This is a genomic window from Arthrobacter koreensis (genome assembly GCF_009193255.1).
In the GTDB taxonomy this organism is placed as follows: Bacteria; Actinomycetota; Actinomycetes; order Actinomycetales; family Micrococcaceae; genus Arthrobacter_B; species Arthrobacter_B koreensis.
Genome location: NZ_WACG01000005.1, coordinates 221,158 through 235,970, shown reverse-complemented (window position 1 = coordinate 235,970; position 14,813 = coordinate 221,158). Strand labels below are relative to the sequence as shown.

Genomic DNA, 14,813 nt, shown 5'->3' with positions numbered 1-14,813 from the left:
GGATCATATACAATCCATTTCAGCCGTATGGATCGGACCAGTGTTCCTTCGAAAGTGGTGCAGTGAGCGTGCTCGAGAAACAGACCATAGAAAAGATTGCCGATGAGCTCGTAGCCGCGGGCGCCAGCCGTACGCCGGTGCCCCGGCTCACGGCGCGGTACCCGGAGATGACGGTGGAGGATTCCTACGCCGTCCAGGAACTCTGGAGCCGCCGGATGCAGGCGCAGGGGCGGAAGCTGGCGGGCCGCAAGATCGGCCTGACGTCGAAGGCCATGCAGGACGCCACGGGCATCACCGAGCCGGACTACGGCGTCATCTTCGACAACATGGTCCTTGAGAACGGCTGCACGGTGCAGTGGGACGCGTACACGCATCCGCGCATTGAAGTGGAACTGGCTTTCGTGCTGGGCAAGCCGCTCTCCGGGCCGAACTGCTCCATCTTTGACGTCCTGGATGCCACCGAGTACGTGGTCCCGGCCCTGGAAATCCTTGATTCGCGGATCGAGATGGAAGGCCGCACCATTGTGGACACCATCGCGGATAACGCGGCGATGGGGGCCATGGTGGTCGGTGGACGCCCGGTGAAGGTGGATGACGTCGACCTCCGCTGGATCTCCGCCCTGCTGTACAAGAACCAGACCATTGAAGAAACCGGCGTGGCAGCCGGTGTGCTGAACCACCCCGCCGCCGGTGTCTACTGGCTGGCGAACAAGATCGCAGCCCACGGAGCGAGCCTCGGCGCCGGAGAGATCATCCTGGCCGGCTCCTTTACCCGCCCCATGTGGGTCCACAAGGGTGACACCGTGCACGCAGACTACGGACAGCTGGGATCAGTGACATGCCGTTTCGAGTAGAGCCCGCGCCGTCGTTCAAGTCCGTCCTGGGCAACGGCGGGCGCCCCCGCGCCGGCATGTGGGCCTGCACCGGCAACCCGCTGCTGGCGGAAATCTGTGCCGGGTCAGGCTTCGACTGGGTGCTGATTGACGGCGAGCACAGCATCAATTCGCTGGAGTCCATCAGCGTCCAGCTGCAGGTGATGGCCGGTTACCCGGTTTTCCCCGTGGTGCGGGTCCCCTCCAATGACACGGTGCTCATCAAGCAGTACCTGGATCTGGGTGTCCAGAACCTGATCGTTCCGATGGTGGACAACGCCGGGCAGGCCGAACAGGCTGTTGCCGCCGTCCGGTACCCGCCCCGCGGTGTCCGCGGCGTGGGAAGCGCGCTTGCCCGCGGATCGCGCTGGAACCGGATCGAGGGCTACCTGGACCGGGCCGAGGAGACCATTACGCTGCTGGTGCAGGTGGAAACTGCGGAGGCCGTTGCCAATGTTGCGCAGATTGCCGGGACCGACGGCGTGGACGGCATCTTCATCGGGCCCTCGGACCTCGCGGCGTCCATGGGACACCTGGGGCAGCAGGACCATCCGGACGTCGTTGCCGCCGTCGAGCAGTGCATCCGCACCGCGGTGGAACTCGGCGTCGCCGTGGGGGTGAATGCCTTCGTGGAGTCAACCGCCCGCCGCTACCTTGAGGCCGGAGCGGACTTCATCGCCGTGGGCGCGGACGTGGCTCTCCTGGCCCGTGCCTCCGAAGCGCTCGCGGCAAAATATGTGCCGCAGGATCCTTCCGGATCCGGTTCCGCTCCCGCCAGCTACTAGCCCCGCATCCCACCCCCGCCGAGAGGCCCGTTACGGCTCGTTTCAGCGCTCAAAGGAGCCGTAACTGGCCTCTCGGCAGGGAGGCCCAGGGACGCTAGGGGAGCATCCAGCCCAGCACCGGAGTGGACTGCAGGAAGACGATCACGCACAGCGCCAGCAGCAGGGCCACGCTCCAGCCGAAGACCTTGCGCAGCAGGACGGACTCCTGCCCGCTCATGTTCACTGCCGCTGCGGCGATGGCCAGGTTCTGCGGTGAAATCAGCTTGCCCATGACGCCGCCTCCGGTGTTGGCGGCGATCAGCAGCTTGGGATCCAGCCCGGCAGCAGCTCCGGCGGTTTCCTGCAGCCGTGCGAACAGGGCGTTGGCTGAGGTGTCCGATCCGGTGACCGCGGTGCCAATCCAGCCCAGCACCGGGGAGAGGAACGCGAAGAACGCCCCCGTTCCCGCCAGCCAGGTGCCGATCGAGACGGTCTGCCCGGAGTTGTTCATGACGTAGGCCAGGGCCAGCACCGCCAGGATGGTCAGCGCCGCGGCGGTCATCCGCCGGGCCGTCGTCCAGATCTCCTGCACCGCCGTGCCCATGCTCAGCGGGTACCGGCCCCTGTCATCGAACCGCGAATAGACGGCGGCAACAATGAGGCCGCTGATCAGCAGCAGGGTTCCGGGGCTGATCAGCCACTCGAAGTGGTAGACCGTGGAGGACAGGCGCTCGCCGTCCGCGTCCAGCAGCGCATCGTGCAGCCAGGGCCAGGGGATCTCGATGGTGGTTTTGGCCAGGGCCTCGGGGATGTTGATGCCCAGCGTCCAGAGGTTCACGATTCCGAACACCACAATCACCAGCGCATACGGGAAGAGCGCCATCCACGCCCGCGACGGCGTCAGCTCATCCTCCGCGGTGTCCGTCACTGCGCTGCCAACCTCCGCTTCTCCGCTGCCCGCCGCCGTCCAGCCCGAGGCCGTCGCGGCAGCCAGCTCGCCCCGCATACGTTCGGCCGCCGGCTCTCCGCCGCGGGGGTGCCAATAACGCAGGAAGCCGACGGCGGCGGCCATGGCTACCAGTGACGCGACGATGTCCGTCAGCTCGTAGGAGAAGTAGTTGGAGCACAGGAACTGGAAGACGGAGAACACGACGCCGGTGAACAGGGCCACCGGCCAGCACTCGCGGACACCGCGGCGGCCGTCCAGGATAAAAAGCAGGATCACCGGGACCACGAACGCCAGGAGCGGAGTCTGCCGGCCAACGACGGCGCCGATCTCGTCCCCGGTGTAACTGGTGAGGTTCGCCGCCGTCGTAATGGGGATGGCGAGTGCGCCGAAGGCGACCGGTGCCGTGTTGGCGACCAGCACCGCCGTCGCGGCCCGCACCGGCGCGATTCCCAGGGCCAGCAGCATGGTCACCGTGATGGCAACGGGCGCACCGAACCCGGCCAGGGCTTCCAGCAGCCCGCCGAAGCAGAAGGCCACCAGGATCGCCTGCACCCTCAGGTCTCCGCCGCCCACACGGTCGAAGACCCGCCGAAGGTCCTCGAACCGGCCGCTGCGCACGGTCACGTGGTAGAGCCAGACGGCCATGACGATGATCCACACCACGGGGAAGAGGCCGAAGGCCGCCCCCTGGGTTGCGGAGAGCACGGCCAGCCCTGCGGGCATGCCGAAGCCTGCGACGGCGATGACCAGGGCGGCGAGCAGCGCCCACGCTCCGGCGATGTACGCCCGAGTCTTGGCGAAGGCGAGCAGCAGGAAGAAAACCAGCAGCGGCACGAGTGCTAGCAGCGCAGAGAGCGCAACACTTGAACCAACCGCATCGGTAGTGGGGGTGATGCTCTCCATGGGACCCTCCGTGCCTGGCGCCGCTGGGGTCCGTGCTGCAGGCAGCGGGACCGGAGACTGGCGTGGGGAGTGGCGGAAAAAGCACTGTCTCCAGAGTAGGAGTGCTACCAGTCCTTGGCGAGATAGAGGTCCAGATATGTGCCGCGGTCCTCGTCCAGGTCTTCGCGCCGTTCGAGTCCGGCCGCGAGGGCCGTACGCTGCGAGCCGATGTTGTCCACGGAGGTATAGGCAACCACGGGCAGGCCCGGCAGCAGCTCCTCCGCCAGCCGGACCGCCTCCAAGCGCGCCCTCAGTCGCCAGTCCCTGGCCCCACACCGCGGGTGAGTAGCGGTAGTAGAGGTTGAGGGCAGGCCTGCCGCGGATGATCCGGTGGGACACTCCGGTGAAGCCGATCAGCGTACCGGGTTCCGCTGCGGCAAAGACCGACCACACCCCGAAACCGTGCCGGTACCAGTGCTGCCGAATTTCGTGGAAAGTCCGGGAAGAGGAAGCGCGGGTGACACTGGCGGGCACCGGGTGGTGCACATTGGTCCGCGGATCGGTGTGCAGTTCCACCGCCGCTGCCTCGTCCCGGGCCTCCGGCCTGCACAGCAGCAGCCTGGGTGTGCGGATGGGGGTCCAGTCCCCGGGGTTCTGCTCCAGCATGGCCACTACTGTAAACCCGCCTGCGCCGCCTGCGCCGGCTGTATCCCCACCTCGAGATGACAGAAACTGCACGATAGCCCCCGCTTTCGTGCAGTTTCTGTCATCTCGGCGGGGAAGGAACGGCGCGGGTCTCGCGGTGGTGGCGGACGTAGCCGAAGACTGCCACCGCCGTCGAGATCAGGGCCGAAAGGGCCAGGCCCAGCCACAGCCCCACGTTCAGGGCGGCCGCGCCGGCTACGGCGCCGGCCAGGATCAGGGCGATCGCCAGGGCCCGGCGCGCCCAGAACTTACCGTCCCCGCCCGCCAGCTTCGATTCCGACGCCAGCCCGGTGATCGTGGAGGTGACGACGACGGTGGTCACCTCCGCAACCTTCAGCCGCTTGGCGGTGGCTGCCTGGATCCCCATCAGCGTGGCCATGGAGGAAGTGGTGATGCTGCCGAGAACATCGTTCGCCTGCACGTCCACCACCGCGGTGAAGACGGCAAGGGCAGTAATTCCGGCGGCCACGGTCACCAGTGCACCTGAGATGCGCCCGGACCATCCTTCCGGCCCCTTCCGCAGCATCCGCCCGGCCAGCGCGGCTCCGAGCATGAAGAACACCAGTGCCAGGGCGGGCCGGAGGACAGGCAGGTTCGCGCCGCCGGCAAAAGCCATGCCGAGGAGCACTACGTTGCCGGTCATATTCCCGGTGAAGACGTTGTCCAGGCCGAGATAGCCGACGGCGTCGATCACCCCGGTGGAAAATGTCAGCGCCAGCATCAACCACAGGTGTACCCGCTCGGTCGGCACGGCATTGAGGCGTTCCATGGGCTTCCCTTTCGGCAGTAATGCCGCCTAATGTATACGAAGCCGACTGAAATGTGGGTTTTGTATTCAATCCTCCGCGAATCTGCCGCACTCCAGCCGCCGCCATAACCTACGAAAGCGAAACCATGCCCTTCACCGAACCCGGCACCTTCACCACCCGGCCCACCCTGCAGGGAACGTTCGGCATGAGCGCATCCACCCACTGGCTTGCCACCGCCGCCGCGCAGTCCGTCCTTGAACGCGGCGGAAATGCGTTCGACGCCGCCGTGGCAGCCGGGTTCGTCCTGCACGTCGTGGAGCCGCACCTGAACGGTCCCGGCGGCGACCTCACCGGTGTCTTTGCCACCGCAGGTAACCCGTCCGAGCCCGTGGTCCTGATGGGGCAGGGAAGGGCTCCGGCAGCAGCCACGCGTGAGCACTTCCTGGCAGAAGGCCTTGAACTGGTTCCCGGGTCCGGGGCGCTCGCTGCTGCTGTTCCCGCCGCCGTCGACGCCTGGCTGCTGCTGCTGCGGGACCACGGAAGCTGGGAGCTGGCAGACGTGCTGGACTACGCTGCCGGCTACGCCCGCGACGGGCATCCGGTGCTGGCCCAGGTGGGACGGACCATCGGGCAGGTGTCCCGGCTGTTCCAGGAACACTGGCCCACCTCCGCCCAGCTGTGGATGCCCCAGGGCCGGCCACCGGCAGAAGGTGAGCTCATTAAAAACCCGGCCTACGCGGACGTCCTTCGGCGGCTCGCCGAAGCCGGGGAGGGCGCAGGCACGCGCGAGGAACGCATCGAAGCCGCCCGCCGCGAGTGGAGCACGGGGTTCGTGGCGACGGCGGCCGCAGACTTTGCCGCCAAACCGCACCGGCACTCCTCCGGAACGGACCACGCCGGGGTGATCGCGGAGTCGGACTTCGCTGCTTCCGAGGCCGGCTACGAGCCGGCGGTCACGTTCGACTTCCGCGGCTACACCATCGCAAAGACCGGCGCCTGGGGCCAGGGGCCGGCGCTGCTGCAGACGCTGGCGATTCTGGACGGGTTCCCCGACGAGTACCTTGACCCCTCCACCGAGCTGGGCGTCCACACCATCCTGGAGGCGCAGAAACTCGCCATCGCGGACCGGGAAGCCTATTACGGAGACAGCCACGTTCCGCTGGATTACCTGCTCAGCGAAGAGTACGCAGCTCGGCGCCGCGAAGCCATCACTCCGCTGGCCTCGCATGAATTCCGGCCCGGGCAGGTGCCCGGCCACTCGCCGTTCGTGCCGCCGCTGCGCACGGAGTACGTGCCGCCGGCGCTGGCCGGTGAGGACTCCGCGGGCGGTGACGGAACCGGAGAGCCAACCGTCTCGCCCACCGGCGAAACCCGTGGCGACACGTGCCATGTGGATGTTGTGGACCGCTGGGGCAACATGGTCTCGGTCACCCCGTCCGGCGGGTGGCTGCAGTCTTCGCCCACCATCCCGGAACTCGGTTTTTGCCTGGGCACGCGCCTGCAGATGACCTGGCTGGAAGACGGAGCGCCTTCCACCCTGCAGGCGGGAAAGCGTCCGCGGACCACCCTGACGCCCACTCTTGTCCTGAAGGACGGGCAACCGGTCGCCGCCCTCGGCTCGCCCGGCGGGGACCAGCAGGACCAGTGGCAGCTGCTGTACCTGCTGCGCACGATTGTGGGCGGCTACACGCCGCAGCAGGCCATCGACGCCCCGGCCTTCCACACCACGTCCCTGCCCGGATCGTTCTGGCCTCGGACCTGGACCCCGGGCGGCGCCGTGGTGGAAGACCGGTTGGGCGACGGGATCATCGAGGCCCTGGCAGAGCGCGGACACGTTATCACCCGGGCCGGGGACTGGGCACTGGGACGGCTTTCCGCCGTCGTTCGTGATCCGCGGACCGGCGTGCTCATGGCAGCCGCTAATCCGCGCGGGGCGCAGGGTTATGCCGCAGGCCGCTGAGCTCCCCGGGGAACCGGGGATACGGGATCGAATCCGGCAGGACATCATCCGCGGAGAACTGGCACCGGGGGCCAAGATCACCGAGGCAGCCCTGGCCGCCCGCTATGGATCCTCCCGCGTTCCGGTTCGCGAAGCGCTGCGGACGCTCGCCGCCGAAGGATTCGTTGAATCCCGCCCGTACGCCGGGTCCCGGGTCGCCCGGCTGGACCCGGGCGAAGCCGGGGACCTGTTCGACGTCCGGGAAGCAGTGGAAAGCGCGACGGCGCGGCGGGCCGCGGAGCGTGCGGCCCGGCAGGCAGCTGCGGGCATCCCGGATCCGGACTGGTGGGAAGCCCGGCGCCGGCTCGGGGAAACCCTGGCTGCCGGGGACGCCGCCGCAGCCGAGGGCCGGCTGGAGGTGCTGCCGGAGCTGAACCTTGGATTCCACCGCGGCATCGCCGAACTGGCGGGCAGCGCGTCCCTGCAGGCGTTGCTGGCCCAGCTGGCCGGGAAGATCGAGTGGCTCTACGCCTCCGACGTCGGGTTCCGCGGGCGGGATTCCTGGTCCGAACACCGTCCCATCCTGGCGGCGGTGGACGCCGGCGGTGCCGTCGAAGCGGAGGCACGAATGCGTGCCCACATCCAGTGGTCAAAGCAGTCCTTCCTGAGCCGTTTCGCGGCCTGAGGAAGTCTCCGCGCCGGAAGCCGTTCCGCCGCCGGAGAAGCGAACCTATAGTGCCATGTAGGGGGATCCTCCTACCGTGAGCGGGGCACAAAGCGATGGCCAACATCACCACCAGACCAGTTACCAAGCTTGGAATAGTCGGGGCGGGAAGCGTAGGCACCGCGCTGGCGTACGCGTCCCTGATCCGTGAGGCGGCGAGGGAAATCGTCATCTATGACATCGATGCCACCCGTGCCGAGGCGGAGGCACTGGACCTCTCCCACGGAACGCAGTTCACCGGGGCAAACACCGTAGCCGGGGGCGGCAGGATCGAAGCATTGGCCGGCTCGGACGTCATCGTCGTGACCGCCGGAGCGCGGCAGAAGCCCGGGCAGAGCAGGCTGGACCTCGCGGCCGCCAACGTCCGGATCATGGAGACCCTGATGCCTGCCCTGATGGAGCAGGCCCCGGAGGCCGTCTACATCCTGGTGACCAATCCGTGCGACGTCCTCACCGTCGCGGCCCAGAAGATCACCGGCCTGCCGCCGAACCGGATCTTCTCCTCCGGGACGGTGCTGGACACCTCGCGGCTGCGTCTGCTGGTGGCCCGGCAGGCGCACGTGCTGATGACCAGCGTGCATGCCACCATCATCGGCGAGCACGGGGACAGCGAATTCCCGGTCTGGTCCAGCGCCACCATTGGCCCCGTCCCCATCCGCGAATGGACCATCAGCGGGCGCCAGGTCTTCACTGATGAGGTGCTGGCATCCATTACGGACGACGTCGTCAACGCGGCCTACAAGGTGATCGAAGGCAAGGGTGCCACGAACTACGCGATCGGCCTGGCGGGAGTGCGGATCGTCGAAGCGGTCTTCCAGGCGGAGAACGCCGTCCTGCCAGTTTCAGCGCTGCTGCGCGGCGTCCACGGAATTTCCGGCGTCGCCCTGTCCCTGCCCTCGATCGTGGGCTCGGGCGGGGTGTACAAGATGCTGGAAATGCCCCTGGACGAGCGTGAACAGCAGCAGCTGCAGGACTCCGCGGAGACCCTCAAGCAGAACCTCGCCTCGCTGGGGATCTAGTAGCCCGCTCCGCCCCGGGCCGCCTGGAGCTGCGGACGGGCGTCCTCACCAGCGGAGTCCGGCGTCGGTACTTCGGCCAGCGCGCCGTAGGTGTCCGGGCGGCGGGATTCAAGGAACGGAAAGAGTCCGAGCCAATGCGAACGCTGCTCCAGTTCAAGATCCGCTACAAGGACGGCTGATTCGTCCCGCGGGGCCTGCACCAGGATCCGGCCGTACGGGTCGCAGATGAAGGAAGACCCGTAAAACGTCAGGTTTCCCTCGTTGCCCCACCGGTTCGGCACCACCATGAACAGGCCGTTGGCGATCGCGTTGCCTACAATCACCTTCTCCCACAGCGGCTGGGTGTCGAAGTCCGGGAAATCGGGTTCCGATCCAATCGCGGTGGGATACACCAGCACCTCGGTCCCGCGCAGGGAGTACAGCCGGGCGAGTTCCGGAAACCACTGGTCCCAGCACGTGGGCAGGCCCAGCCGGGCGCCGTCGAGCTCAGCCACGGCATGGACCGGATAAGGATCCCCGGTGGCCGGACCGGGCCGAAAATACCGGTCTTCGTGGTAGCCCTCGGAAGACGGGATGTGCAGCTTCCTGGTCCTGCCCAGCAGCTTCCCTTCGGGGGAGACCAGGATGGCGGTGTTCAGTCCGAGTCCGTCCGGGCCGTCGGCGCGTTCAAAGAGCGAAGCGTGGACGCACACATCGTGCCGGCGGGCGGCCTCGGCGGCGAAGGCGAAGGTTGGCCCGTCGAGCAGGTCCTCCGCGAGTTCCCCCGGCAGCCCGTCGGGGTGGGTGTCCGCCGGGTAGCGGGACAGCGTCAGCTCGGGCAGGAACACGGCTCCGGCCCCCTGGTCCGCTGCCCGGGCAATCCCGTCGTTGAGTTCGGCCCGCAGCGCCGCCGGGTCCGGCTGCCAGCGGTGCTGGACCACCCCCACCCTCAGCGAGGGCCGGGGCTGGTCCGGCACGGCGGCGGCCGGTGAGCGCAATGCACCGGTACGGGTGATTTCAATCATGGGAAACCTCCGGAAATGGGGTGCGGGTGGCGGCGCTTTGGGGTTTAGCGCTCCTTGAAGACCGTGTCCTGCCATTCCTTGTGGGCGGCAGCGTCGCGGCTCATCATCACGTGCTTGACGTTCGTGTACTCCTCGAAGGAGTACACGGACATGTCCTTACCGAATCCGGACGCCTTGTAGCCTCCGTGCGGCATCTCGGACACGATCGGAATGTGGTCGTTCACCCAGACGCAGCCTGCGGCGATTTCCTCGCTGGCCCGCAGGGACCGGTTCAGGTCCCGGGTCCAGGCGGAGGCCGCCAGCCCGTAGGGGGTGTCATTGGCCAGGGCAATGCCCTCGTCATCGGAGTCGAACGGCAGGACGGTGAGCACCGGACCGAAGATCTCGTCCTGCACAATTTCGGAGTCCTGCGCGGCACCGGTCACCAGCGTGGGGCGGTAGAACGCCCCCGCAGCGAGGTCGCCGCCGGGGGCGGCGCCGCCGGCCAGGATCCGGGCACCTGCCTCGCGGGCACGGTCCACGAAACCGGCCACCTTGTCCCGGTGTGCGTGACTGATCAGGGAGCCCAGGTCCGTGTCCGGATCCGTGGGGTCACCCACCACGACGGCGTCCATCAGTTCGGCGACCCGTGCCGTAAACGCTTCGAACAGCGGGGCCTGCACGTAGGCGCGGGTGGCGGCGGTGCAGTCCTGCCCGCCGTTGATGATCGCTCCGGCCACGGCACCGTGGGCCGCTGCCTCGACGTCGGCGTCGTCGAACACCAGGAACGGTGCCTTGCCGCCGAGCTCCAGGTGCACCCGCTTGGCGGTCTGCGCCGCCATGGCCATGATTTTGCGGCCGACGGCGGTGGAACCGGTAAAGGAGGTCATCACCACATCCGGGTGGGTCACCAGGGCCTCACCTGCCACCGGACCCGAACCGGTGACGACGTTAATGACGCCGTCGGGAATTCCCGCCGCGGCAGCGGCCTCGGCGAAAATGAGGGACGTGCCGGGGGTGAGCTCGGATGGCTTGAGCACAATGGTGTTGCCGGCGGCGATGGCGGGCAGGATCTTCCATCCGGCCATCTGCAGCGGGTAGTTCCACGGAGAGATGGACCCGATCACTCCGATCGGTTCACGGCGGATCATGGACGTCCCCCCGGCGCCGTACTCGCCCGCCGCGAGGCCATGCAGCTGGCGGGCAGCGCCGGCGAAGAAGGACACGTTGTCCACGGTTCCGGGTACATCGAATTCGGTGGACATGCGGATGGACTTACCGGTCTGCGCCGTCTCCAGTTCCGCGAGTTCGGCGGAGCGCTTGTCCAGCTCCGCGGCCAGCGCCAGCATGGCCTCGGAGCGCTCGCCCGGCGTGCGGCGGGACCAGCCCGCAAACGCCGCCTTGGCGGCAGCAACGGCGTCGTCCACGTCAGCGGCGTCCGCGTAACGCACCGTCTCGTCTGCGTTGCCGGTGGCAGGATTGATCCGCTTGGCTTCCTCGCCCCGGCCCTGCCGGTAGCTGCCGTTAATAAAGAGGTGTCCCTCGGAAAACTGGTGCATGTCTTACTCCGTGAATCTGGTGTGGGTGCTGGTCGCGGCCGGGAGATCCCTGCCGGACGCTAGGTGGTCAGGTAGACCTTGCGAAGGGTTTTGGTGACGGTCCACCTGGTCCGGGTGCCGGCCGCCAGGCGCATCAGGGTGTGCGGGCCCAGCGCGGCGGTTGCGGTGACGGTGCCGTCTTCGGCGAGGAAATCGACGGTTGCAGCGCCGGAGAGGACCAGGAAGATTTCGTCGGCTTCGGTGTCGAACATGCCGCCTTCGGTCATCTCCCAGACGCCCAGGCCAACTCCGCCGAAGCTCCCCAGCGGGTGCACGCCGGTGGCCGGGGCGCCGGATGCGATGGCCTCGGCGGGGACCGGCTCACGGACAAGTTCCAGGGCTTCGGGCTGTACGGGAACGCCGGCGGGCAGAGAGGTGAGGGTACTCATGAGTCGAACCCCATCCCTACTGCGTCCATGGCCTTCAGCCACGGGCCGCGGCGGCCCTGCCGGCGGTCGGCCCGGACCATAGCCGCGGTGGTGATCTTCACGCCCAGCCAGGCCACCGGTTCGGGCGGGAAGGGGAGCGGTTTGCGCTTGACCATCTGCAGCTCCGTTCGTTCGGTTTCCTTGCCGGAGAGCAGGTCCAGCATGACGTTGGCGCCGAAGCGCGTCGCACCCACTCCGAGGCCGGTGTAGCCGGCGGAGAAGGCGACTTTGCCGCCGAAGGCGGTGGTGAAGAAGGCGAAGAACCGGCTGCAGGTATCAATCGCCCCGCCCCAGGCATGGCTGAAGCTCACATCGGCGAGCTGGGGGAAGGTGGCAGCGAAGTGGGACGCCAGCCGTTCGTAGGTTTCCTCCCGGTGCTCGTACTCGGGCTTCATGCTCCGGCCGTAGTTGTACACGGCGTCGTAGCCGCCGAACAGGATGCGTGCCGCGCCGTCGCGGTCCGTGGTGAGCCGGTAGTAGTGGAACCGGTTGTTGAGGTCGCTCAGGCCCTGCCGGTTGTGCCAGCCAATGGCCGCCAGCTGGTCGGCGGAGAGCGGCTCGGTCATCAGCGCATAGTCATAGACGGGGACGGTGAAGAGCCGGGTGCGCTTGAGCAGGGACGGGAACACATTCGTGGCGAGGGCAACGCGGTCTGCGGTGACGGTCCCGCTGTCGGTCAGCAGCCGGACCTTCGCGCCCGCGTTCCGGATGTTGCGCACCGGGGTGTTCTCGTAGATTTCGACGCCGGCTTCCAACGCCGCCCGCTGCAGCCCCCAGGCGAGCCGGGCCGGGTTGAGCAGCGCCGTGCTGGTACGGTCCCACAGCCCGGCGAGGTACAACGGCGAATCGACTTCCTTCCGCACCTCGTCCCGGTCCAGGAACACCAGGTCCGGGTTGTCCGCGTCTGCTTCTTCCTCCAGCCACTGGACCTGATGGGCTTCGGTGGCCACGGACAGGCTTCCGGTGAGCTCAAAGCCGCAGTCGATTCCGTAGCGCTGAATGGTTTCGGCCATTTCGCGCAGGTTTTCCCGGCCCAGCCGGTCCAGCTGCTCAGCTTCGTCCGGGAGGTGCTTCAAGCCGTTGGACTCACCGTGGGTCAGCGATGCCTCACAGAAACCGCCGTTCCGGCCCGAAGCCGCCCAGGCAATGCGGGACGCCTCCAGCAGCATCACGCGGCGGCCGGGATTGCGCTCCTTGGCCATCAGCGCGGTCCACAGGCCCGTGTACCCGCCGCCGACGACGGCAAGATCCGTCTCCGCGTCTGTGTCCAGGGCGGGCAGGGCATCCGGCCGTTCCGGGTCATCCAGCCAGTAGGGCTCGCGGGCCGCTCCGGCGAGGGCCTTAGCTGCGCGCGGCCTGCCGTACTGGTTCTCGGCGAGGTCGTAGACGGTCATCATGGTGCGGTCCTTTGGAGTAATGCGTCGCCGGAATCGGCGGTGGAACGGATAAAGACGGGTTCGCCGCCCACCAGGACCATGTCGCTCTGCAGTGAGGACAAGCCTGCCGGGTCCAGGTCGAAGGGGTTGGCGGAGTGCACGGCGAGGTCCGCCGGTGCACCCGGGACCAGGGTCCCGCCGGGGGCGCGGTTGAGCCAGGCCGAGCCGGACGTGTAGGCAGCCAGGGCACTGGTGAGGGCCAGCGCCTGGTCCGGGACCAGCGGCGGTGCATCGGAATAATCCGGGTGGGCACGGTTGACGGCCACATGGATTGCCTGCCAGGGATCGGGGCTGGACACGGGCCAGTCGGAGCCCATGGCCAGCCTGGCACCGGCAGCTTCGAGGCCGGCGAACGGGTACTGCCAGCCGGAGCGCTCTCCGCCGAGCAAGGGGACGGTCAGCTCCGTCATCTGGTCATCGTTGCAGGCCCACAGCGCCTGGGCATTAACGGTGACATCCAGCTCGGCGAACCGGCCAATGTCCTGGGGATGGATGACCTGCAGGTGAGCCATGTGGTGCCGGCCGGCCGAACCGGGGTTGGCCGCGCGGGCGGCAGCGACGGCGTCGAGCCCGGTACGGACCGCACGGTCCCCGATCACGTGCAGATGCAGGTCAAACCCGGCACCGTCCAGGGCGATGGACACGGCGGTGAGGACCTCGGGGGAGAGGTAAAGCAGGCCCCGTTCATCCGCCGGGGCGTCGCCGGCGCAGGCACAGGGGCGCAGATAGGGGTCCAGCATGGCTGCGGTGTAGTTTTCCGGCACTCCGTCCACCATGATTTTCGCGCTGGTGGTCCGGAAACCGGCTGCGGCATTTGCCTCCCGGCGTTCCAGGAAAGACTCCACCAGGGCCGGAACTGACTCCACGGTGGTGTCCCGCGGCACCCACAGTGCCCCGGCGGCACGGCCCTTCAGCGCTCCGTCCGCCGCGAGGGAACGGTACGCGGCTGAGGCATCAGGGTAGCCGCCGTAGCTGCCGAGGATCGCTTCCTGCCAGCCGGTCACGCCCACCGAGAAGAGATGTTCCTGGGCATGGCGGATTCCGGCCGCGAGCACCTGGTCCGTCACCGGCGGCAGCACCCGGGCCACCAGGTCCATGGCGCCCTCGTGCAGGGTGCCGGAGGGGAATCCGTTCGAGTCCCGTTCAATGCGCCCGTCCGCGGGGTCCGGGGTGGAAGCGTCAATGCCGGCCAGCTCCAGGGCACGGGTGTTCACCCAGGCGCTGTGGTGGTCCCGGTTGATCAGGTAGACCGGGCGGTGGGGCGCGACGGCGTCGAGAGTGTGCCGGTCCGGATAACCGCCGGGGAAATCGCCTTTGTACCAGCCGCCGCCGGTGACCCAGCCCGCGGGGTTCTCCGGTCCGGCCGGCTGTCCCGCGTGCTCGGCGATGCGATCCAGGCAGGCCTGTGCGCCGCTCAGTTCAGCGAGGTCGCAGCACAGGCGTTCCACGCCCGCGTAGGCGGCGTGGACGTGGGCATCCGTGAACCCCGGGGTGATCAGCCTCCCGGCCAGATCCACCGTTCGGGTGGAAGGCCCGGCCAGGGCCCGGAGCTCTGCGTCCGTTCCGACTGCCGAGACGATTCCTCCGGATACGGCCACGGCACTGGCCCCGGGGACCAGGCGATGGCCGTCGAAGACCGCTCCGGAATGGAAAATCCATTCGAACTGTGGCACAAAAACCTCGTTATTCACTTCGGCCGTCATTTAGTCGTTATTCGGTCCAGCCCAGCACTATTCCGGCCTCCGGCATTTAAATGAATGCCATT

13 protein-coding genes and 1 pseudogene are annotated in these 14,813 nt (G+C 67.9%); 5 read left to right on the top strand and 9 right to left on the bottom strand.

Annotated features, from left to right (window positions below; genetic code table 11):
- The first annotated feature begins 68 nt into the window (after window positions 1-68).
- Complete coding sequence (gene hpaH, locus GD628_RS11810) at window positions 69-854, top strand: 2-oxo-hept-4-ene-1,7-dioate hydratase (protein WP_152274959.1); 786 nt, start codon at window positions 69-71, stop codon at window positions 852-854.
- Window positions 839-1,657, top strand: coding sequence for an HpcH/HpaI aldolase family protein (locus GD628_RS11805; protein WP_091607133.1), 819 nt, complete (start codon window positions 839-841; stop codon window positions 1,655-1,657). The genes hpaH and GD628_RS11805 overlap by 16 nt, the downstream gene beginning before the upstream one ends.
- Before the next feature lie 94 nt (window positions 1,658-1,751).
- On the opposite strand, the gene GD628_RS11800 is transcribed toward GD628_RS11805, so the two are convergent.
- The 4 genes and pseudogenes from GD628_RS11800 to GD628_RS11795 form a co-directional block, all read right to left on the bottom strand.
- On the bottom strand, window positions 1,752-3,488 hold the full coding sequence (locus GD628_RS11800; protein ID WP_226802537.1) for an L-lactate permease: 1,737 nt from the start codon (window positions 3,486-3,488) through the stop codon (window positions 1,752-1,754).
- Between the two features lie 104 nt (window positions 3,489-3,592).
- Window positions 3,593-3,769 carry a hypothetical protein gene (locus GD628_RS16735; protein WP_226802539.1) on the bottom strand — a complete coding sequence of 59 codons (177 nt, stop codon included), beginning with the start codon at window positions 3,767-3,769 and terminating at the stop codon, window positions 3,593-3,595.
- Window positions 3,770-3,782: 13 nt separating this feature from the next.
- A pseudogene (locus GD628_RS16985) lies at window positions 3,783-4,133 on the bottom strand (GNAT family N-acetyltransferase); the annotation flags it as partial.
- A 100-nt stretch (window positions 4,134-4,233) separates the two neighbouring features.
- On the bottom strand, window positions 4,234-4,941 hold the full coding sequence (locus GD628_RS11795) for a YoaK family protein (protein ID WP_152274824.1): 708 nt from the start codon (window positions 4,939-4,941) through the stop codon (window positions 4,234-4,236).
- 125 nt (window positions 4,942-5,066) lie between these two features.
- Between GD628_RS11795 and GD628_RS11790 the strand changes: the two genes are divergently transcribed.
- From GD628_RS11790 to GD628_RS11780, 3 genes are all read left to right on the top strand, one after another.
- Window positions 5,067-6,881 (top strand): gamma-glutamyltransferase family protein, encoded by a 1,815-nt coding sequence (locus GD628_RS11790; RefSeq protein ID WP_152274823.1) that lies wholly within the window; start codon window positions 5,067-5,069, stop codon window positions 6,879-6,881.
- On the top strand, window positions 6,865-7,545 hold the full coding sequence (locus GD628_RS11785; RefSeq protein ID WP_226802508.1) for a GntR family transcriptional regulator: 681 nt from the start codon (window positions 6,865-6,867) through the stop codon (window positions 7,543-7,545). Before GD628_RS11790 ends, GD628_RS11785 begins: the two co-directional genes overlap by 17 nt.
- Window positions 7,546-7,640: 95 nt before the next feature.
- On the top strand, window positions 7,641-8,603 hold the full coding sequence (locus GD628_RS11780) for an L-lactate dehydrogenase (protein ID WP_152274822.1): 963 nt from the start codon (window positions 7,641-7,643) through the stop codon (window positions 8,601-8,603).
- On the opposite strand, the gene GD628_RS11775 is transcribed toward GD628_RS11780, so the two are convergent.
- Genes GD628_RS11775 through GD628_RS11755 form a run of 5 tightly spaced genes read right to left on the bottom strand, consistent with a single transcriptional unit; the run spans window position 8,600 to window position 14,751 of the window.
- Window positions 8,600-9,607, bottom strand: coding sequence for a nitrilase-related carbon-nitrogen hydrolase (locus GD628_RS11775; protein WP_152274821.1), 1,008 nt, complete (start codon window positions 9,605-9,607; stop codon window positions 8,600-8,602). The genes GD628_RS11780 and GD628_RS11775 overlap by 4 nt on opposite strands.
- A 44-nt stretch (window positions 9,608-9,651) precedes the next feature.
- Complete coding sequence (locus GD628_RS11770) at window positions 9,652-11,145, bottom strand: gamma-aminobutyraldehyde dehydrogenase (RefSeq protein ID WP_091607116.1); 1,494 nt, start codon at window positions 11,143-11,145, stop codon at window positions 9,652-9,654.
- A 59-nt stretch (window positions 11,146-11,204) separates the two neighbouring features.
- Complete coding sequence (locus GD628_RS11765) at window positions 11,205-11,573, bottom strand: cupin domain-containing protein (RefSeq protein WP_091607113.1); 369 nt, start codon at window positions 11,571-11,573, stop codon at window positions 11,205-11,207.
- Window positions 11,570-13,009 carry an NAD(P)/FAD-dependent oxidoreductase gene (locus GD628_RS11760; protein ID WP_377956105.1) on the bottom strand — a complete coding sequence of 480 codons (1,440 nt, stop codon included), beginning with the start codon at window positions 13,007-13,009 and terminating at the stop codon, window positions 11,570-11,572. Before GD628_RS11760 ends, GD628_RS11765 begins: the two co-directional genes overlap by 4 nt.
- Window positions 13,006-14,751, bottom strand: a complete 1,746-nt coding sequence (locus GD628_RS11755) for an amidohydrolase (protein ID WP_152274820.1) — start codon at window positions 14,749-14,751, stop codon at window positions 13,006-13,008. Before GD628_RS11755 ends, GD628_RS11760 begins: the two co-directional genes overlap by 4 nt.
- Between the last annotated feature and the right edge of the window lie 62 nt (window positions 14,752-14,813).